This is a genomic window from Microbacterium sp. NPDC090014 (genome assembly GCF_044748285.1).
In the GTDB taxonomy this organism is placed as follows: Bacteria; Actinomycetota; Actinomycetes; order Actinomycetales; family Microbacteriaceae; genus Microbacterium.
On the sequence record NZ_JBIVFS010000002.1, the window covers coordinates 323917 to 343327 of the forward strand.

Annotated in this window: 17 protein-coding genes; 6 read left to right on the top strand and 11 right to left on the bottom strand. The window is 70.3% G+C overall.

All coding sequences use genetic code 11. From position 1 onward, the window contains the following. Positions 1 to 22 precede the first annotated feature (22 nt). Positions 23 to 1069, top strand: a complete 1047-nt coding sequence (locus ACIPV5_RS14965; protein ID WP_400341673.1) for an NAD(P)H-dependent flavin oxidoreductase — start codon at positions 23 to 25, stop codon at positions 1067 to 1069. A 96-nt stretch (positions 1070 to 1165) separates the two neighbouring features. On the opposite strand, the gene purU is transcribed toward ACIPV5_RS14965, so the two are convergent. Further along, a complete protein-coding gene (purU, locus tag ACIPV5_RS14970) occupies positions 1166 to 2017 on the bottom strand; it encodes a formyltetrahydrofolate deformylase (RefSeq protein ID WP_056279633.1) in 852 nt (283 codons plus the stop codon). 93 nt (positions 2018 to 2110) lie between these two features. On the opposite strand from purU, the gene ACIPV5_RS14975 reads away from it, so the two are divergent. Together ACIPV5_RS14975 and ACIPV5_RS14980 are read left to right on the top strand one after the other, a co-directional pair. Then, complete coding sequence (locus ACIPV5_RS14975; protein ID WP_053099225.1) at positions 2111 to 3325, top strand: cation:proton antiporter; 1215 nt, start codon at positions 2111 to 2113, stop codon at positions 3323 to 3325. Further along, positions 3322 to 3780, top strand: a complete 459-nt coding sequence (locus tag ACIPV5_RS14980) for a hypothetical protein (RefSeq protein WP_053097572.1) — start codon at positions 3322 to 3324, stop codon at positions 3778 to 3780. Before ACIPV5_RS14975 ends, ACIPV5_RS14980 begins: the two co-directional genes overlap by 4 nt. A gap of 54 nt (positions 3781 to 3834) precedes the next feature. Here the strand turns inward: ACIPV5_RS14980 and ACIPV5_RS14985 are convergent, their stop codons facing one another. From ACIPV5_RS14985 to ACIPV5_RS15010, 6 genes are all read right to left on the bottom strand, one after another. Continuing rightward, positions 3835 to 4557 (bottom strand): glutamine amidotransferase-related protein, encoded by a 723-nt coding sequence (locus ACIPV5_RS14985; RefSeq protein ID WP_053099224.1) that lies wholly within the window; start codon positions 4555 to 4557, stop codon positions 3835 to 3837. 100 nt (positions 4558 to 4657) lie between these two features. After that, positions 4658 to 5398: a LysR substrate-binding domain-containing protein gene (locus ACIPV5_RS14990; RefSeq protein ID WP_285363933.1), complete on the bottom strand. Its 741-nt coding sequence runs from the start codon at positions 5396 to 5398 to the stop codon at positions 4658 to 4660. A gap of 52 nt (positions 5399 to 5450) precedes the next feature. Continuing rightward, positions 5451 to 5858, bottom strand: coding sequence for a DapH/DapD/GlmU-related protein (locus tag ACIPV5_RS14995; RefSeq protein ID WP_053097570.1), 408 nt, complete (start codon positions 5856 to 5858; stop codon positions 5451 to 5453). A gap of 81 nt (positions 5859 to 5939) precedes the next feature. After that, positions 5940 to 6713, bottom strand: a complete 774-nt coding sequence (locus ACIPV5_RS15000; protein ID WP_056280260.1) for a DNA-formamidopyrimidine glycosylase family protein — start codon at positions 6711 to 6713, stop codon at positions 5940 to 5942. After that, a complete protein-coding gene (locus ACIPV5_RS15005) occupies positions 6713 to 7552 on the bottom strand; it encodes an EI24 domain-containing protein (protein WP_400341677.1) in 840 nt (279 codons plus the stop codon). Before ACIPV5_RS15005 ends, ACIPV5_RS15000 begins: the two co-directional genes overlap by 1 nt. A 33-nt stretch (positions 7553 to 7585) precedes the next feature. Further along, a complete protein-coding gene (locus ACIPV5_RS15010) occupies positions 7586 to 12178 on the bottom strand; it encodes an ATP-dependent helicase (RefSeq protein ID WP_056279639.1) in 4593 nt (1530 codons plus the stop codon). Positions 12179 to 12247: 69 nt separating this feature from the next. Between ACIPV5_RS15010 and ACIPV5_RS15015 the strand changes: the two genes are divergently transcribed. Beyond that, positions 12248 to 12703 carry a DUF6157 family protein gene (locus tag ACIPV5_RS15015; protein WP_400341679.1) on the top strand — a complete coding sequence of 152 codons (456 nt, stop codon included), beginning with the start codon at positions 12248 to 12250 and terminating at the stop codon, positions 12701 to 12703. Here the strand turns inward: ACIPV5_RS15015 and ACIPV5_RS15020 are convergent. Beyond that, a complete protein-coding gene (locus ACIPV5_RS15020) occupies positions 12660 to 14333 on the bottom strand; it encodes an ABC-F family ATP-binding cassette domain-containing protein (RefSeq protein WP_053097567.1) in 1674 nt (557 codons plus the stop codon). The two genes, ACIPV5_RS15015 and ACIPV5_RS15020, sit on opposite strands and share 44 nt — an antisense overlap. Positions 14334 to 14591: 258 nt before the next feature. Continuing rightward, a complete protein-coding gene (locus tag ACIPV5_RS15025; RefSeq protein WP_400341681.1) occupies positions 14592 to 15248 on the bottom strand; it encodes an alpha/beta hydrolase in 657 nt (218 codons plus the stop codon). Positions 15249 to 15361: 113 nt separating this feature from the next. Between ACIPV5_RS15025 and ACIPV5_RS15030 the strand changes: the two genes are divergently transcribed. Then, on the top strand, positions 15362 to 15961 hold the full coding sequence (locus ACIPV5_RS15030) for a DUF4916 domain-containing protein (RefSeq protein ID WP_053097566.1): 600 nt from the start codon (positions 15362 to 15364) through the stop codon (positions 15959 to 15961). Between the two features lie 24 nt (positions 15962 to 15985). On the opposite strand, the gene ACIPV5_RS15035 is transcribed toward ACIPV5_RS15030, so the two are convergent. Next, the gene (locus ACIPV5_RS15035) at positions 15986 to 17053 is read right to left on the bottom strand and encodes a low specificity L-threonine aldolase (protein ID WP_053097565.1); all 1068 of its coding nucleotides are present in this window, start codon (positions 17051 to 17053) and stop codon (positions 15986 to 15988) included. 92 nt (positions 17054 to 17145) lie between these two features. Between ACIPV5_RS15035 and ACIPV5_RS15040 the strand changes: the two genes are divergently transcribed. Next, entirely contained in the window at positions 17146 to 18684 is a 1539-nt protein-coding gene (locus ACIPV5_RS15040; protein WP_400341684.1) for an MFS transporter, read from the top strand. Positions 18685 to 18735: 51 nt separating this feature from the next. On the opposite strand, the gene ACIPV5_RS15045 is transcribed toward ACIPV5_RS15040, so the two are convergent. Beyond that, a complete protein-coding gene (locus ACIPV5_RS15045) occupies positions 18736 to 19377 on the bottom strand; it encodes an SDR family NAD(P)-dependent oxidoreductase (RefSeq protein ID WP_400341686.1) in 642 nt (213 codons plus the stop codon). Positions 19378 to 19411: the final 34 nt, after the last annotated feature.

Genomic DNA, 19411 nt, shown 5'->3' on the forward strand with positions numbered 1-19411 from the left:
GGAGCGGAGATAGCCTCGAGGCATGAGTGATCTGCGCGCACTGCTCGGCATCGAACACCCCATCATCCTCGGTCCGTTCGGCGGGCTCTCCTCCGTCGGGCTCACGGCGGCGGTCAGCGAGGCCGGCGGCCTCGGCGGCTATGGACTCTACGGCTACGACGCCGACCGCATCGACGCGACGATCGCGTCTCTGCGGGAGGCGACCTCGCGTCCTTTCGCGGTGAACATCTGGCTGCCGACCGGCGACGAGGTCGAGCCGAATCCGCAGCACACCGTGTTCGCGCAGGCGCTGCAGCCGTTCTACGACGCGGTCGGACTCGAGGTGCCCGCCCGCCCCGAGCGCTACCTGCCTCCCCTCGACGAGCAGCTCGACGCGATCTTCGAAGCGGCACCACCCGTGCTGAGCACCGTCTTCGGGGTTCCGTCCGGGGCCGTCGTCGACGAAGCGCACCGCCGCGGCATCCGTGTCGTGGCAACCGCGACGACCGTCGCCGAAGCCGTCGCACTCGCGGGCGCCGGGGTCGACGCCGTCGTCGCGACCGGCTTCGAGGCCGGCGGCCATCGGGTGTCGTTCCTCCGTCCGGCCGAGGAATCGCTCGTCGGGACCTTCGCACTCGTGCCGCAGGTCGTGGATGCCGTCGATGTGCCGGTCATCGCGGCCGGCGGCATCGCCGACAGGCGCGGAGTCGCCGCCGCGTTCGCGCTCGGAGCGTCAGCCGTGCAGGTCGGCACGGCCTTCCTCGCGACGGCGGAGTCGGCGGCGAACCAGGCGCATCGCGACGCCATCCGCTCCACCGCCGCCGACGGCACCGTTCTCACGAAGGCGATGAGCGGACGCCTCGCCCGCGGCACCCGCAACCGCGCGGTGCGGGCGATCGAGGCGAGCGGGACGATCGCCCCGTTCCCGATGCAGAACTGGCTCACCGGCCGATTCCGCGCGGCAGCGGGCGAACAGAACCTCGGCGAGTTGCAGTCGCTCTGGATGGGTCAGGGCGCGGCGCTGGCCGGTCATGCGACCGCGGCCGAGGCCTTCGCCGAACTGCTGGCGGGAGCGCCGGAGGCCCGGTGAGGGTCGTTGTCGATCCGGGCTATGAAGCTGGCCAGGTCCCGGGGGCTCGCCGTCGACGTCATCGGCAAGAGGCGTCGCACCCCTCTCAGCGCCCCCTCAGAGGATGACGGTGGACCGGCCGTGGACGATCACACGGTCCTCGGCATGCCACTGCACGGCGCGGGCGAGAACGAGGCGTTCGACGTCGGCGCCGCGCTGCTGCAGATCGGCGGCCGACTCCGAGTGCGTGACACGGGTGACGTCCTGCTCGATGATCGGTCCCTCATCGAGATCCGCCGTCGCGTAGTGCGCGGTGGCTCCGATCAGCTTCACACCGCGGTCCTTCGCCCTGGCATACGGGTTCGCGCCGATGAACGCGGGCAGGAACGAATGGTGGATGTTGATGATCGGGGCGCCGAGACCCTCGATGAAGTCGTCGGTGAGGATCTGCATGTACCGGGCGAGGACCACGAGATCCACGTTGCCGCGCAGGAGCTCGAGCTGACGCTGTTCCATCGTCTGCTTGTCGCCTGAGGGGATGTGCACGAACGGCACCCCGAACGAGCGTACGGACTCGGCGAGGTCGGGGTGGTTCGAGACGACCATCGTGACGTCGATGTCGAGCTGGCCACGCTGCGTGCGCCACAGCAGCTCCATCAGGCAGTGGTCGTACTTCGAGACGAAGATCGCGACGCGCTTGCGCCGCGCGGTGTCGTGCAGCGACCACTCCATGCCGAACCGCTCGGCGACCTGAGCCAGATCGGCTTCGAGAGCCGTGCGCGCCGCAGAGAGCCCGGGGAGGTGGATCACCGTGCGCTGGAAGAACCGGCCGCCCTCGGAGTCGGTGGAGTGCTGGTCGAGCGAGATGATGTTCGCGCCGTGGACGGAGAGCACGCCGGCGACGGCGGCGACGATGCCGGGCTGATCATCGCAGGCGATCAGCAGGCGGGCGGTGTCGGGCTGAGACATGAGGGCTCCTCGGGGGTGTGCATCGATTCTGCCGTGGATGCGACCACCGGGCGAATCGGACGCATCGCGACGACGGGTCGCTACTCTGGGAGCGTGGACGCGGGCGATCTCGGACTGGTGCTGATCCCGCTGCTCGCCGTGGCAGCGCCGCTGCTGGCGCGCGGCATCCGGCCCCTCATCCGCGTGCCGATCATCGTGTTCGAGCTCGTCCTCGGGATTCTCGCGGGGCCCGCGGTGCTCGGCTGGGTCGAGCCGACGCCCATCCTCGAGAAGCTCAGTGATTTCGGTCTCGCGATGCTGTTCTTCATCGCGGGCTCCGAGATCGACTTCCGGGCGGTCGCCGGACGGCCCCTCGTCCGCGCCTCGATCGGGTGGGCCATCAGCGTGGTGCTGGGCATCGGGATCGGCTTCCTCCTCGCCCCGGGCGAGGGGATGGTCGTGATCGCGATCGCCCTCAGCTCCACCGCACTCGGCACGCTGATGCCGATCCTCAGGGATGCGCAGGAGACCGACACCCCGTTCGGGCGAGCGGTCACCGTGATCGGCGCGGTCGGCGAGTTCCTGCCGCTGATCGCGATCTCGCTCTTCCTCAGCACCCGCACCACCCCGCTCGCCACCGCGGTGCTGCTCGCCTTCGTCGTGCTCGCGGGGCTCGCCGTGCTCATGGCTCGGAGGATGCCGCACGGGCGCCTCCACTCGTTCGTGCGTGCGACGCTGCACACCTCCGACCAGTTCGGCGTGCGGTTCGTGCTGCTGCTCATCGCGTCGCTGGTCGGTCTCAGCGTCGTGCTCGACCTCGACATGCTGCTGGGTGCATTCGTCGCCGGAGCGGTGTGGCGCATCATCATGGCGCGCGCGCCCGAGAAGGACGCCGAGGCGGTCGAGACGAAGCTCGAGGCCATCGCGTTCGGCTTCCTCGTGCCGATCTTCTTCCTCTACACGGGCGTGAACTTCGACCTGCAGGCGCTCACCGGCTCGTCGTCGGCGATGCTGATGCTTCCGCTGTTCCTCGTCGCGCTGCTCGTGCTCCGCGGCACGACCGCGCAGCTCTCCGCGCCGACGGGCGCGAGCGCCAGGGACCGCACCGCGATCGGGCTGCTGGCCGCCACCGGGCTGCCCATCATCGTCGCCGTGACGGCGATCGGGGTGGATCAGAAGATGATCGACACCGGCACGGCGGCAGCACTCGTCGGGGCCGGGATGCTGTCGGTGCTGCTGTTCCCCCTGATCGGGATGCTGATCCGCGGCGAGGCGGCACGACTCGTCGACCCGGCGCTCGTCCGCGAGACACCGCAGGGGGAGCTGTGACGGCCGCGTCCGCGCTCGTCGCCGACGCGGTGCGTGCGCTCGCCGGCCTTCCGAAGGAGGGACTCGGTGAAGAGCGCGAATCGCGCTGGCGCGGACGCCGCATCGTGCGGGTGGGCGAGGCGTGGCACCTCGGCGTGCTGCTGCTCACCGAGACGCACGCACTGGCGACCGCCGAAGTGCTGAGGGCCGCCGATCCGGGGCGCCGCGGCTACACGGCGGAGTCCGCGCGCGAGCGCGCAGAACGACGTGCTCTGGCACTGCGGGGCGGGTTCGACGAGGGCGATGTCGTGCACGTCGGGTGGTCGGTGATCGACCTCGCCGCCGTGGACGCGGGCGGAGCGTCCGGGCCTCTGGCGATGGTCGACACGGTGCCATCCGTGCGATGGAGCACGGCAGGCGGTTGGATGCCGCTCGAGGCATACCTCCGCGAACGGGTGGAGCTGCTGCGCGGCTGAGGCGACGGGCTCGGCTGACCGGCCGAGCCCGCGGCTCGGCTGAGCCCGCAGGCGTCAGGCTGCCGCGAACGTCTGCGCGAAACGGCGCAGCAGCGCCGCACCCTCCGTCACGGATGCCGACAGCACCTGCCCCTGCACGGCGTCGAACTCGTCGGGGTCGAAGTACCCGGTGGTGCGATAGAACGTCATCCGATCGGCGAAGTCCCGCGGAGTCGGCTCCGGATGGAACTGCGCCGTGTAGAGGTGGGTGCCCACCCGATACGCCTGCACGGGACAGGTGTCATTCGTGGCGAGCAGCACCGCGCCCTCCGGCAGAGCCGCAGCGCTCTCCTTGTGAGCGGTGAAGACGGTGAGCGCGGGGGAGCTCGGACCGAAAACGGGGTCCGCGGCGCCGGCGGCGGTGGTCTCGATCACGGTGGCGCTCGCCGACTCGGGGGTGTCCGACGTGACCTGGCCGCCGAGCATCCGCGTCACCACGCCGATGCTGAAGCAGGTGAAGAAGGCGGCGACCTGCGAGTCGATCGCCAGCCGCGCGATGTGCTCGAGATCCGCTTCGACCCTCAGCTGCACAGCGGACTTCTCGACGTCGCTGACGTTGAACGGCGAGCCGCCGACGACGACGCCGCTGTATCGAGCGAGGCGCGCGGGGTCGAGGCGCTCGGTGAGCAGGTCGAGGCGGTCGACGACGTCGACGCCGAGCGCCCGTCGGAACGAGGCGTGCTCGGCATCCGCCGCCCCGAGTTCGGGGCGCACACAGACGTAGAGAAGCGAGACCACCACGAGAGTCTAACGACGACGGGACACGGTCGACGTCGCCGCCGACTCCGACCACATCACGGAGCCGCCGCGGAGCCGTCGCGGTGGCGGCGCGCTCGCGTCATCGGGACGAGTTGGACGTGCGGCCGCGCACGATCCCGATGAACGTCTCGACGTCGGGGGTGGTGTGATCGCGGCGCCAAGCCAGGGCGACCGTCGAGGTGGGGCCGTCGGCCAGGGGTCGGTGGCCGACATCCTTGCGGTGGTGCAGGCGTGCGAGCGACATGGGGACGATCACGATGCCCGTCCCGGTGGCGGCGGTCACGATGGCGTCCGCGACCGACAGCGGTGCGAAGGCCGGCGCGACGGCACCCGGGATGTCGATCGGACCGAGCGCATCGTCGGTCGGGACCATCACGATCTCGCCCGACAGATCGGCGACGGTCAACTCGTCGGCCGCGAGGAGGTGCGACTCGATCGATGCGACCACCACCGGCACCTCGTCGTACAGCGTGATGATGTGCAGGTTCTCATCTGCCAGCGGCAGGCGCACGAGGGCCGCATCGAGGTCGCCGATGGCGTCTCGCTGATCGGCGACCTCGATCGTCACCAGCTCGATGGGCACATGCGGCATCCGCTGCTTCCAGGCATCGATCCACTTGCCCGGCGTCGCGCCGGGGACGACCCCGAGACGGAATGTGCGCGGCTGCTCCGGTTCGGTGTCGGGCGCGTCGAAGACGACCTTGGCGGTCTTCTTCGGAGGCTTGGGCGGCGGGAACCGCTGAGCCGGTGCGGCCTTGTTGCGCCGCACGGGCGAGCCCTTGCCGGCACGTCCTGCCGGTCGTCGTCCCTGAGTCGCCATGTGCTCCAGGGTACCCGGCGGATGAGGTGAGACGTTCTGAGAGCGCGGCCGATCAGGCCGCGAGCCACAGGCCCTTCGGGTCGGTGGCGACCGTCAGTCCGGCCGCGACCGTCTCGTCGTCGCCGATGCGCGCACCGCGGACGATCCGCGCTCCCGCGCCGACCTCGGTGCGGACGCCGATGTGCGCGCCGTCTCCGACGGCGGCACCCTGGCCGATGTGTGCGTGCGCGTCGACGTGCGCACCCTCGCCGATCACGGCATCCGGTTCGATCCATGCGCCGCGGGCGATGGTCGCCCCCGCGCCAATACGGGCGCCGGGTTCGATGTAGGCGCCCGCTTCGATGTGCGCCTTCGGATGGACCTTCGCGCCGTGCGCGACGAGACCGCGACCGTTGGCGTGCTTGCGGTATCGCAGCGTGGCGCCCTGGTCGTTCTCGATGTCGACGTAGTTCTTTCCCACGATTCCTCCCGTGTTCCGGAGTTCTCCGGATATATCAATAACCACGGGGGTGCTGGATTCATTCCCGAGCATGGATGCGGGTCACCGCTGACACACGGGGCACCAGAATGTGATCCTCTCGCGGGTCGGATCCGCGCCCTGCTCGCCGCGTCTGATGGGGGTTCCGCAGCGGCGGCACTGGCGTCCGGCACGTCCGTACACCCACGTCCCCTGACCGGGGCGATCGACTCCGGTGAAGGTGCGATGGCGACGATCGCGGTTCGCGCGGATCGTGCGCACGCCGAGGTCGAGCAGTGCGGGAACGTCGACCTCCGGTGCGGGGGTCGTCGGCAGGATTCCGCGGAGGAACAGGAGTTCCGCGGCGTATTCGTTGCCGAACCCCGCGACGTTCCGCTGGTCGAGAAGGGCGACGTGGATGCTGCGGGTGTCGGCGCTCACGCGTCTGGCGGCCTCCACGGCATCCCAGTCCGGGCCGAGCGGATCGGGGCCGAGATGGCCGACGAGCTCGTCCTCGTCGCGGGTCGGAACGACCTCGATCTCGGCGAGGTCGATGCCCACCGCCTCGCGCTGCGCCGTGCCGACGATCGCGCGGACCTTGAACGCCGGATGCCGCCACTTCTCACCCGCCCGGTAGACGAGCCAGGCGCCGTCCATGCGCAGATGGGAATGCAGCGTGCTGTCGCCGATCCGCAGCAGCAGATGCTTGCCGCGCGCGATCGACGAGAGGATCGGCTGACCCGTCAGATCGAGCGTCGCGAATCGCGGCACCCGAAGGTCGAAGCGCGCCACCTCGCCGCCGACCAGCGCCTCGTCGAGACGTCTGGCGGTGCGGAAGACGGTATCGCCCTCGGGCATCAGGCGTGCCCTGACCCGGGGGGTGGCGGCAGCGGCGCCGAGACGCTGCCCGGCAGGGGAGGCGGAGGAGTCTGCTGTGGAGCGTGCGGCGGAGTGTGCTGTGGCAGCGGCGTGCGCTGCAGCATGGTGCGCGCGAGGGCAGTGGCACCCGCGACAGCGGCGGGCATGACCGCGACAGCCCCGCCGGGGATCAGAAAGCACAGCTGCGTGGCGACACCGAAGCCGAGCACGCGCGCGCGGCTGCCGCGGAACAGCACCGCCCGGTCGGCAGGGCTGAGATCGCGGGCGTCGAACGCCCGCCCGGTGAGCTCGCGGGCGAGCATCCGTCCCGACAGCACGACGCCGCCCACCGCACCGAGGAATCCGCCGATGAGAGGGATGAGACCGAGGAGCAGCACGGCGATCGCGATCAGGATGCCGAGGACCACGAGTCTCAGGCCCTCGCCGACCGCCATCCAGAATCCGCCGCCGTCCGAGGGCGGGGCGTCACCGAGATCGGCCTCGACAGCGCGCCAGATGCGCTGGTAGAACGGGTCGCCGATCGTCAGGGCGAGGGCGCTGAACACGGCGCTCGCGAGTGCGAGCGCCGCGGCGAAGATCACGATGCCCACGGCGGTGCGCAGCACCGAGCGCCAGGCCGGGATCCAGCCGTCGGCGAAGGGCGTGAGACCGTCGGAGATCGGCCCGAGAGTGAGCGCGAGCGGCACGAGTCCGGCGAGCAGCACCAGCGCGGCGATGAAGCCCGGTACGAGACCGAGGGCCATGAGCCCCGGTCGGCGCCGCCATGTGCCGAAACCGCGCAGCAGGGTGCGGACGCCGCTGATGAACTCCCCGATCATGCGTCCAGCCTAGAAGCAGTGGTCATGGGCCGGTCAGATCGCCTTGCGCAGCGTGTAGCCGCGGGGGGTGGCCACGAATCCGGACTCCTGCAGAGCGAGGGCGAGCTCGGTGCCGTACACGCCCTCGCCGTTGACCTTCTCGACCGTGAGGGTGTCGAGGCGCCGCGCGCGGGCGGTCGCCGCGAGGTCGGTCGCTGCCGCGCGCAGCACCTCGGCGTCGTCGGTGAAGCACAGCACCGTGCGTCCCCCGCGTTCGAGGTAGAGGACGAGCGATCCGTCGACGATCACCACCAGGCCTCCGGCCTTGCGCCCGGGGCGATGCGAGACCTCGTCGCGCTTGGGCCATCCGAGCGCCGCGCCGTAGGGGTTGGCGGGATCTGTCGCGGCGAGCGTGACGGCATTGCGGGGAGGCGGATCGGCGAGCCCGGCGAACGTGCGAAGTCGGTCGACGGTGGCGGATGCCGCGAACTGCGCCGCGCCGAGCCTCTCGATCACATAGCCGCGGCGGCAGTGCCCAGCCTCCTCGAAGCCGGCGAGCACCCGGTATGTCTGCGCGAACCCGCCCGGCACGCCCTCGGCCTGCACGGCTCCGCGGGTGACCACGCCGTAGCGGTCGAGGAGCAGCCCTGCGGTGACGGTCGCACGACGAGCGGCATCCGTGTCGACGGTGGGCAGCAGCGACCAGCGCCCGCCGATCGACGTCGGTCGGGGCGCGGTCCGTGCCAGCGACATCCCCCGATAGGTGCGCGTGCGCGGAGCGCGTCGGGTGACCCGGTGCGCCTGGGAACCACCGGCCAGCAGCGACCGGATCGGGGCGAAGGTGTCGTTGGTGACCCGGCCGCCCCACGTCAGCGCCCACAGCGCCTCGAGCACGGACTGCTCGTTCTCGGCGCCGGTCATGTCCTTCAGCTGACCGGCGAAGTACGCGCCACCCGCATCCAGCGCGATCAGCACTCGGGCCTCGAGCGAGTCGGCGGCGATCTCGTCGTCGGGCTCGGGCAGCGTGAACGGCGCGAGGTCTGCGGGATGCAGCGAGACCCAGCCGTCGCGCCCCGGCAGCGTGCCGTGGCCCGACCAGATGACCTCTCCCGAGGCAGTGAGCTCGTCGAGCAGGGCGGGGGAGTAGTCGCGCACCCGAGAGGGCAGCACGAGCGACTCCCACGCGCTCGCGGGCACGGGCACCCCGGCGAACTGCTCGATCACCGCGAGCACCCCGTCGAGTCCCTCGAGCGGGCGTCCCAGGTGCTGCCAGTCCGGCAGGAAGCGCGCATACGCCTCGGGCGACACGGGCTCGACGCTGCCTCGGATCGCGGCGAGCGACCGCATCCGCAGGCGGCGCAGCACCTCGGTGTCGCACCATTCGGTCTCGTTCCCCGTGCCCGAGGCCTCGGGCAGGAAGTAACCGCTGGTCAGTCTGCCCGAGTGCTCGAGCCGCTGCAGGGTATGCCGCGCGACGGCGGCGCCGAGCCCGAATCGCGTCGCGACGGCATCCGTCGTGAAGGGACCATGCGTGCGGGCATAGCGCGCGATGAGGTCGCCGAGCGGATCGGCGAGCGGTTCGAGGAATGCGACGGGGATGCCGGTGGGCAGCGCGGCACCGAGTGCGTCACGCAGCCGACCGGCGTCCTCGATGGCTGCGACGCGCGTGGTGCCGGCGACGGTGACGGGGATCGCGCGGCGTGCGGCGATCAGAGCGTCGAGGTGGTCGGATGCGGACCCCGTCTCCGGGTCGAGTCGTGCGTCGATCTCGGCGGCATCCATCGGACCGAGCATCCGCAGCAGATCGGCGACGCCTTCGAGACCTCGCGCTCGTCGCTCGGGGTCGAGGCGCTGCGCTTCTCTCTCGAACTGGGCGATGACGTCGGGGTCGAGCAGCTCGCGGAGCTCGATTGTGCCGAGCAGTTCGCCGAGCAGTGCGGGGTCGACCGAGAGGGCGGCCGCCCGGCGCTCGGCGAGGGGGGAGTCCCCTTCGTACATGAAGGCGCCGACGTAGCCGAACAGCAGGTCGCGGGCGAAGGGCGAGGGCTGAGACGGCTGCGTCTCGACGAGCCGGATGCGCCGGTCGGCGATCGACACCGCCAGCGTGCGCAGCGAGGGCAGGTCGTAGACGTCCTGCAGGACCTCACGGAGCGTCTCGAGGATCACGGGGAACGTCGGGTGCCGGCGCGCCACCTCGAGCAGCTGCGCCGAACGCTGACGCTGCTGCCACAGCGGGGTGCGCCGGTTGGGGTTGGTGCGCGGCATGAGCAGCGCGCGCGCCGCGCATTCGCGGAAGCGCGACGCGAACAGCGCCGAGCCGCCGACCTCCTGGGTGACGAGCTGCTCGAGTTCATCCGGGTCGAACACGAAGAGCTCGGCCCCGGGCGGCTCGGCCTCGGCATCCGGGATGCGCACGATGATGCCGTCGTCGCTCGCGACCGCAGAGCCCTCGACTCCGAGTCGCTCGCGGATGCGGGCGTTGATCGCCAGCGCCCACGGTGCATGCACCTTCATGCCGTACGGGGAATGAAGGATGACCCGCCAGTCGCCGACCTCGTCGCGCCCGCGCTCGACCGTCAGAGTGCGATCGGTCGGCAGCGTTCCGGTCGCTTCGCGCTGCTCGGTCAGGTGCGCCATCAGGTTCATCCGCGCCTGCGCGTCGAGTCCGGCTTCGATCAGTCGCTGGGCGGCCTTCTCGGGAGTCGCGGCGGAGACCTCTCGCGAGAACCTCCCCAGCGCCTCGCCGAGTTCGAACGGTCGGCCGATGCCGTCGCCGTGCCAGAACGGCACCTTGCCGGGCTGGCCGTAGGCGGGGATGACGTTGACCCGGTCATGGGTGATCTCGGCGATCCGCCAGCTCGTCGTGCCGAGCGTGAAGACGTCGCCCACTCGCGACTCGTAGACCATCTCCTCGTCGAGCTCGCCGACGCGGGCGCCGGTCGACTCGCCGGCGACGAAGACCCCGAAGAGTCCGCGATCCGGGATCGTGCCCCCGCTCGTCACGGCGATGCGCTGCGCGCCCGGACGTCCGGTCAGGGTGCCGGCGTCTCTGTCCCACACCAGCCGCGGGCGGAGCTCGGCGAACTCATCGGAGGGGAACCGTCCGGCGAGCAGGTCGAGCGTCGCCTCGTAGGCCGATCGCGGGAGCGACTGGAACGGAGCCGAGCGACGCACGGTCTCGAACCACTCCTCGACGCTGATCTCGCCGAGGGCGCTGGCGGCGACCGTCTGCTGCGCGAGGATGTCGAGTGGATTGCGGGGCACCTGGATCGCCTCGATCTTGCCCGCCAGCATCCGCTCGGTGACGATCGCGGTGTGCAGCACGTCGCCGCGGTGCTTCGGGAAGAGGGCGGCCCGGCTGATCTCGCCGACCTGGTGACCTGCTCGCCCGACGCGCTGCAGACCGGAGGCCGCGGACGGCGGAGCCTCGACCTGGATCACCAGGTCGACCGCACCCATGTCGATGCCGAGCTCGAGGCTGCTCGTCGCGACGACGCAGCGCAGGACACCGGACTTGAGCTCTTCTTCGACCTGGGCGCGCTGCTCTTTCGAGACCGACCCGTGGTGCGCCTTGGCGAGCACGGGGTCTGCTCCGGCGGTGGCACCTGCCTGCGCCATCATGGCTGCCGGCACGGAGGCCTCGGGCAGTGCGACGCCGATGCGCTCGGAGTAGATCTCGTTGAGTCGCCCGGTGAGGCGCTCGGCGAGGCGACGCGAGTTGGAGAACACGATGGTCGACTTGTTCTGCAGGATGCGATCGACGATCGCCTCCTCGACGTGGGGCCACACGGAGCCGGTGACCTCGGTGTACTCCGCATCCGCCGCGTCTCCGGCATCCTTCGGCGCGCCGGGAGGGGGTGGCGGATTGGTCATGTCGTCCATCGGCACCACGACGCCCAGCTCGAACGTCTTGGACGCCGGCGGCGCGACGATCTCGACAGGCGCCGCGCCGCCGAGGAACCGCGCGACCTCGTCGATCGGACGCACGGTGGCCGACAGGCCGATGCGCTGTGCGGGTTCGTCGTGGCCGTGGGTGCGACGCAGCGCATCGAGACGCTCGAGGCTCACCGCGAGGTGGGCTCCGCGCTTGGTCGCGGCGACCGCATGCACCTCGTCGATGATGACCGTGTGCACATCGCGCAGCGTCTCGCCGGCGCGACTGGTGAGCATCAGATACAGCGACTCGGGGGTCGTGATGAGGATGTCGGGCGGATCGGAGACCAGCTTGCGGCGATCGCTCGAGGTCGTGTCGCCCGAGCGCACGCCGACCGTCACCGAAGGGGCCTCCACACCCAGTCGCCTGGCCGACTGGCCGATGCCGATGAGAGGCGAGCGCAGGTTGCGCTCCACGTCGACGCCGAGCGCCTTCAGCGGCGAGATGTAGAGGATGCGCGTGCGCGAGGCGTCGGCGGCCTTCGTGCGCTTCGCGGGAGGGGTGGGCTGCTCGATGCGTTCGCGGAACACGCTGTCGATCGCCCAGAGGAAGGCCGAGAGCGTCTTGCCCGAGCCGGTCGGTGCGACGACGAGCGCGTGCTTTCCGGCCGAGATCGCATTCCAGGCGCCCGACTGGGCCGGCGTGGGTTCGGGAAACGCACCCCGGAACCAGTCTTGCGTGGCAGGGGTGAAGCGTTCGAGCACGTCGCTCATCCCTCCATCATCACCCGTGCCACCGACATCGGGGTCGGCATTGTCCGAGGGTGCGGGCATGCTGTAGGCATGGCGACGCACACCACGAACTACGCGAGCACGTTCATCGAGGTCGCAGAAGACTGTCCCCTCGACCACGCCGAAGAGCCGCCGACGGGTGAGAGGCCCACGATCGCCGCACTGCACTATCGACTGATCGCGCAGGAGCCGTATGCGCGCACCTCCGACGACGTGATCTTCACCACGCATGCGCTGCGTGCCGGGATCGACCCCGACGACTCCGCCGCACGCGAGGCGTTCTTCTCGAAGGGGCAGCCCTGCCTGCGCTCATCACCGCTGGGAAAACGCTACGGGTGGGGGATCGCCCACGACGCCGAGGGGCGGGTCGCGCTCGTCCCTCGAGAATCCGCGGACTACACCCTGCTCGCCGCCGACCCGCGATCGCCCATACCCGGGCGATGCGGAGCCGACGGGCGTGAGCTCACCTCGCGGTCAGTGAGCCGTCGACGTCGATCTCGAGCGTGAGTCCCAGGTCGAGACGCGCGAGGAACGCATCGTCATGACTCACGACCAGCACCGCCCCGCGGTATGCCCGGAGCGCCTCGACCAGCTGATCGACCGTGTCGATGTCGAGGTTGTTCGTCGGCTCGTCCAGCACCACGAGGTGGGGTGCGGGGTCCGAGAGCAGCAGTTTCGCCAGAGCCACGCGGAACCGCTCCCCGCCTGACAGAGCGGCGACAGGTCGCTCCGCGGTGGCCCCTCGGATGAGGAACCGTGCGAGGCGATTGCGCAACTCCTTCTCGGGCACCTGCGGTGCGGCATCCGCGATGTTCTCGAATACCGACCGGTTCTCGTCGAGCCCGTCGACGCGCTGCGGCAGGTAGCCGATCCGGTCGGTGAGAGCTGTCGCGACGAGGCGCGCTCCGGAGCTCCGGAGATCCGCGTCGTCACCTGACGGATCGGGCCGGTCCGCGTCGAGCGGCAGCGCTTCTCCGGAGTCGTGGCCGACGTCGGCCACGAGCCGTTCGAGCAGCGTGGTCTTTCCGGCGCCGTTGCGCCCGATCAGCGCGACCCGGTCGGGGCCCTGGATGATCCACGACCTCTCGCCGTCGCCGATCGTCGCGATGCGACGACTGCGTGACACCTGCGGATCCGGCAGCTCGATCTTCATCGACGCGTCGGACCTCAGGCGCCGCCCCGCCTCGTCGAGCGCGGTGCGGGCGGCATCCTCCTTCGCCCCGACCTCCGTGCGCAGCCTGCCCGCCGACACCTCGGCCGCCATCTTGCGCCCGTGGGCCACGATCTTCGGCACGCGCTTCTCGATCTCGGCCTTCTTGGCGGTGCGCGCTCGGTGGGCGAGCTTGACCTCGGCCTCGATGCGCTGGCGCTTCTCCTTGCGGAACTCCTGTTTCGCCGTCACCTCCGCCTGCCTCGCGGCATCCTGCTCGGCGTCCAACCAGGCGCGCCATTCGGAGTACGGCCCGCCGAACACGCTCAGCGTCTGGGCGTAGAGCTCGGCGGTGTCGTCCATCAGTTCGAGCAGCGACAGGTCGTGGCTGACAACGATGAGTGTGCCCTTCCACGAGCGGACCATCGCCGCGAGTCTCGCGCGGGCGTCGCGGTCGAGATTGTTGGTCGGTTCGTCGAGCAGGGTGATCGGCGCGCGCCGGAGACGGATGCCGGCGATCGCGACCAGCACGGCCTCACCACCCGACAGCTCGCCGACCCTCCGGTCGAGGAACTCGGGGGCGAGCCCGGCGTCTGCCAGGGACATCTCGGCGCGCGCTTCGATGTCCCACTCGTCGCCGACCGTGTCGAAGTGCACCTGATCGACGTCGCCCGCGCCGATCGCACGGACGGCATCGAGGGCGGGAGCCACTCCGAGAAGATCGGCGACCCGGCGGTCGACGTCGAGTGTGAGCTGCTGCGGCAGGTAGGCGACCTCGCCGGTGGTGGTGAGGTGCCCGGCCGTCGGGGTCAGCTCGCCCGCCATCAGCCGCAGCAGCGTGGACTTGCCGGCGCCGTTGCGACCGACGAGGCCGGTGCGACCGGAGCCGAATGATCCGGAGACCGAGTCGAGCGCTGACGTGCCGTCGGGCCAGGTGAAGGTGAGTCGATCGAGGGTGACCGATGAATGAAGAGTGGGGACTGACATGGTGTCTCCTGTCCAGTGCGAGGGTGCACTGACACCGGTCGCCCGATGGGCCCGTCTGAGCGGGTCGCTGTCGAAGGACAGCGGGCGGTGGTCTGCCGTGGAGTCGGCGATCGTCGGGTCAGCGCGCGGAAAGATGAGCGCGGAGGCGACGGATCAGATCAAAGGACTTCCAGACACGGCGGACAGGACTCAACGACGATACCCGGGCGTGTCGGAGTTTCGCAACCCCGGGCGTGTCGCGGCTGCGTGCGGGGGCGGTCACGCCTCGACGGCGCGCTCCAACCACTTCGTGAGGAACGCGCGCACGTCTCGGAGCTCCTCCTCCGAGATGCTGTGCGTGAGCCCGGTGTAGACGCGTCCGGACAACTCGGAGTGCGCCGGAAGCCACTCGGCGGTGTGCGCGACCAGCGCCTGGGGGATCACCTGGTCGTTCGTGCCTCGGCCCCAGAAGACGTGCGGTCGCGCCTCGGTCAGCGCATCGTCGCCCGGCAGCTCGCCGTGCGCGGCGTAACCGCTGAGGGCCACCACGGTGTCGATGCTCCCGGGCGCGAGTCGCATGGCCTGCAGGGCGACGGCGGCACCCTGCGAGAACCCGAGAAGGGCCACGGCAGGGGCGTCGGCCATGACATCGTCGAGCCAGCGCAGGAACGCCTCTGCCGCGACGGTGACGGATGCCGAGCTGCGGCCGTCGAGACCCTCGATGGCGTACCACGAGCGCCCGGGCATCGGCCACGGGGGAGTGAGCGGGGCGGCGACGGACGCGACCACGATGCCGTCCGGCAGGTAGGGGACGAGCCCGAACAGGTCGTGCTCGTCGGCGCCGTATCCGTGCAGCAGCACCAGCAGCGGCATCCCCGCGCGATCTTCCGTCGACCAGCGCGTGAGGAGCCCGTCGATCATCAGTTCTTCGCTCACGGTCCCATCCTGCCAGCGCCGTCCGACACCCGCAGGAGACGATCATCGGATCGTATGCCGGTCGTGGCCTCAAGTCGGTGTTCGCCGGAGGGCGCTGCTGGTAGAAAGGAGACATGGCCGTCCGCACACCTGATCCCGACCCCGAGCCCGACGACGGCATGGAGGGCTTCGGCGCCGCACAGCCCTCGCGTGACTCCAACCCGGGGTGGTTGAGCGACTTCGAGCTGGCGGAGGCGAGACGCCATCTGCCCATGCTCTACGTCGAGGCGATCCCGGTGAGGACCGATGGCTCCGGGCAGGTGACCGAGATCGGCATCCTGCTGCGTTCGACGCCCATGGGCGAGATGACGCGCACCATCGTCTCGGGCCGAGTGCGGTTCGGCGAGACGATCCGCGATGCGCTGTTCCGCCATGTCGAGAACGATCTGGGCCCGATGGCGTTCCCCCTGCTGCCGCCGCAGCCGCTGCCCTTCACGGTCGCCGAGTACTTCCCGATCCCGGGGGTCAGCGCCTACCACGATGACCGTCAGCATGCCGTCTCGCTCGCATTCGTGGTGCCGGTCACCGGCACGTGCGAGCCGCGCCAAGATGCACTCGAGGTCACCTGGTTCTCGCCCGAGGCCGCGGCCTCGGACGCCGTCGCCGCCGAGATGGAGGGCGGGCGAGGCACCCTCATCCGCCTGGCGCTCGCGAACCTCGGTCTGCTGCGCTAGCCGCTCCGCTCAGTTCCGCTCAGCTCAGCGTGTCGTGAGGCGCGCGAGCTCTGCGACGAACTCGTCGACGTCGGACTCCTCGGTGTCGAAGCCGCACATCCACCGCACCTCGTTGCGCGCGGCATCCCAGTCGTAGAAGCGGAACTTCTCGCGCAGCTGGTCGGCGATGCCATCGGGCAGCTGCGCGAACACGCCGTTCGCCTGGGTCGGCTGCGTGAACGAGACGCCGGTGATCTCACCGGCCGCGATGCCCGCCTCGATCGCCCCGCGCAGCCGCTGCGCCATGGCGTTCGCGTGCTGGGCGTTGCGCAGCCACAGGTCTCCTTCGAGCAGCGCGATGAGCTGGGCGGAGACGAAGCGCATCTTCGACGACAGCTGCATGTTGAACTTGCGGGAGTACTGCAGTCCGTTCGATGCCTCGGGGTTCAGCACCACGATGGCCTCGCCGAGCATGGCGCCGTTCTTCGTGCCGCCGAAGCTGAGCACGTCGACGCCGGCGTCGCGGGTGAACGCGCGCAGCGGCACGTCGAGGGCTGCGGCCGCGTTCGAGATGCGCGCGCCGTCGAGGTGCAGGGTCATGCCGCGTTCGTGCGCGTGATCGGCGAGAGCCCGGATCTCGTCGACGGAGTAGAGGGTGCCGAGCTCGGTCGACTGCGTGATCGAGACCACGAGCGGCTGCGCGCGGTGCTCGTCGCCCCAGCCCCAGGCCTCGCGGTCGACGAGCTCGGGCGTGAGCTTGCCGTCGTCGGTCGGGACGGCGAGGATCTTGAATCCGCCGATCTTCTCTGGCGCTCCGCCCTCGTCGACGTTGATGTGCGCGGAGGATGCCGCGATGACGGCTCCCCAGCGGGGCAGCATCGACTGCAGGCCGGTGACGTTCGCACCCGTGCCGTTGAACACCGGGAACGCCTGGACGCCCTCGCCGAAGTGGGCGCGGAACACCTCCTGCAGACGGGCGGTGTAGGCGTCCTCGCCGTACGCGACCTGGTGGCCGCCGTTCGCCGCTGCGATGGCCGCGAGGACCTCGGGGTGGACGCCGGAATAGTTGTCGCTGGCGAAGCCCCGGACCGCGGGGTCATGCTGAATAGTCACCGCACAAGCCTACGGGCGGATGCCGAGCCCGGCGTCCCCCGGCCGGCATACCGCTCTAGCGAATGTCCGAGGCCCCGCCTACCCTCTAATTCATGGAGCGCAGCGCTGCGAAGACCGCCTTCGCGAACGTCCTCGTCAACACGCTCATCGCGAACGTGACGACGAGCTTTCTGTGGTTCGCGCTGACCTTCTGGGTCTACATCGAGACGCAGTCCGTGCTCGCGACCGGCGTCATCGGCGGCGCGTACATGCTGTTCATCGCCTTCTTCGCGATGATCTTCGGCACCATCGTCGACCGCAATCGCAAACACACGGTGATGCTGCTCTCGAGCGTCATCTCGGCGGTCGCCTTCCTGATCGCCGGCGTTCTCTACGTCTGGCAGCCGGAGGCGGCGCTGCTCGACCTCGGCGGTCCGTGGTTCTGGCTGTTCTCGGCGATCATCCTGTTCGGCGGGGTGATCGAGCAGCTCCGCAACATCGCGCTCTCGACGACCGTCACGCTGCTCGTCCCCGAAGATCGACGGGCCAACGCCAACGGCCTGGTCGGCACGGTGCAGGGTCTGGCCTTCCTCGTGACCAGCGTCTTCTCCGGGCTGTCCATCGGCTTCCTGGGCATGGGGTGGACGCTCGCGATCGCGATCGGCGCGATGGTGCTGACCTTCGTGCACCTGCTCTTCATCCGCATCCCCGAGGGGGCGCCGCAGCCAGACCCCGATGCGAAGAGCGCCCTCGACTTCCGCGGCAGTGTGGCGGCGATCCGGCTGGCCCCCGGACTGTTCGCGCTGATCATCTTCTCGACGTTCAACAACCTCATCGGCGGCGTGTACATGGCGCTGATGGATCCGTACGGTCTCACGCTCTTCGACGCGCAGATGTGGGGCTTCGCGCTGGCGTTCGCGTCGACCGGGTTCCTGATCGGCGGCGGGCTCGTGGCGAAGTTCGGCCTCGGGGCGAAACCCATGCGCACCCTGCTGCTCGTCGTGATCGCGATGGGCATCCTGGGGTCGGTGTTCATGCTGCGCGAATGGTGGCCGCTCTACGTCGTCGGCATGTGGATCTACATGGCCCTCGTGCCGCCCGTCGAGGCGGCCGAGCAGACCATCATCCAGAAGGTCGTCCGCTATGACAGGCAGGGGCGTGTGTTCGGCGTCGCCGCGGCGATGGAGGCCGCAGCCGCTCCGATCACGGCATTCCTCATCGCGCCGATCGCGGAGTTCCTGATCATCCCGTACATGAGGACGCCCGAGGGGCAGCAGCAGTGGGAATGGCTGCTGGGTGAGGGTGAGGCTCGGGGCATCGCCCTGATCTGCCTGTTCGCGGGCATCATCATGGTGATCGCCGCGACGCTGGCCTTCTTCACGAAGTCGTATCGCAAGCTCACCGAGCGCTACGCGAACGCGCCGGAGCAGAATCCCGGCGACGGCGAGCCCGACGGCGACGGCGACGGCGCACCGGACGACGCAGGCGAGAACACGGGCGGCGGCACGGGCACCGGCGCCGAGTGGAACGCGGACGCGGTGGCCGAGGGCCGAGCTGATTCCGCGGAGGACCGCAGCGTCGATGCGCGCGTCGCGGATGCTCCGCCGCCCCTCCGAGGGCTCCCTCCTGAGGTGCCGGAGGCGCGCCGCTAGCGGAACGGCGTCACCAGCCGAACGCGTCGGCAGCGGAACGGGCTGCGGCGTTCAGTCGAGCGTGATGATCCGGTCGTTGAGATCGGCGGCGTCCGCATCCCACAGCGCGAGCACCTGCGGCGCGAGCGAGTCCGGGTCCAGTGCCTTGGCGCGGAAGACGACCGATGCCGCGCGCAGGGGCTCGACGGCATCCCGCGCTGCCTTCGCGAAGCCCTGCGCCACCGCGCGCGTCCACCCCTCGCTCGCGGCCTTGACGGCGGCGTAGTTCGCGCCTCCCGCCAGAGGGCGACCGACCGCTGTCGACGAGACGATCGCGAAACGTCCGGCGTCAGAGGCGCGCAGCAGGGAGTCGAAGGCGCGGCTGGTGGCGCGCACCGCATCGAACGCGGGCATAAGCGCGTGCAGGTCGTCGTCGGTCTGCCCGGCGAGGCCCCCTCCGCCGCGCCAGCCGCCGACCAGCGGGATCACGGCGTCGATCGCCTGCAGGCGGGAAGCGAGTTCCGTCATCGACGCCAGCGAGGTCGCGTCGGCCACCTCGACCTGTGCGCCGAGTGCGTCGAGCGCGTGCAGCCGTTCTGAGGATCGGCCGGTGGCGACGACGCGCGCCCCGGCGTCGACGAGTGCTCGCGCCAGGGCGAGGCCAGACGGGCTGGTGGCTCCGGCGAGGAGGATCGTGCGGTCGGTGACGCTCATGTGCTCAACTCTCGTGAAGAAACAGTTCTGCGGC

Coding starts and splice junctions, on each gene's coding strand:
- ACIPV5_RS14965 (WP_400341673.1), top strand. CDS start 23: ATGAGTGATCTGCGCGCACTGCTCGGCATCGAACACCCCATCATCCTC.
- purU (WP_056279633.1), bottom strand. CDS start 2,017: ATGTCTCAGCCCGACACCGCCCGCCTGCTGATCGCCTGCGATGATCAG.
- ACIPV5_RS14990 (WP_285363933.1), bottom strand. CDS start 5,398: ATGGCGACTCAGGGACGACGACCGGCAGGACGTGCCGGCAAGGGCTCG.
- ACIPV5_RS15000 (WP_056280260.1), bottom strand. CDS start 6,713: ATGCCCGAGGGCGATACCGTCTTCCGCACCGCCAGACGTCTCGACGAG.
- ACIPV5_RS15005 (WP_400341677.1), bottom strand. CDS start 7,552: ATGATCGGGGAGTTCATCAGCGGCGTCCGCACCCTGCTGCGCGGTTTC.
- ACIPV5_RS15010 (WP_056279639.1), bottom strand. CDS start 12,178: ATGAGCGACGTGCTCGAACGCTTCACCCCTGCCACGCAAGACTGGTTC.
- ACIPV5_RS15015 (WP_400341679.1), top strand. CDS start 12,248: ATGGCGACGCACACCACGAACTACGCGAGCACGTTCATCGAGGTCGCA.
- ACIPV5_RS15020 (WP_053097567.1), bottom strand. CDS start 14,333: ATGTCAGTCCCCACTCTTCATTCATCGGTCACCCTCGATCGACTCACC.
- ACIPV5_RS15030 (WP_053097566.1), top strand. CDS start 15,362: ATGGCCGTCCGCACACCTGATCCCGACCCCGAGCCCGACGACGGCATG.
- ACIPV5_RS15040 (WP_400341684.1), top strand. CDS start 17,146: ATGGAGCGCAGCGCTGCGAAGACCGCCTTCGCGAACGTCCTCGTCAAC.
- ACIPV5_RS15045 (WP_400341686.1), bottom strand. CDS start 19,377: ATGAGCGTCACCGACCGCACGATCCTCCTCGCCGGAGCCACCAGCCCG.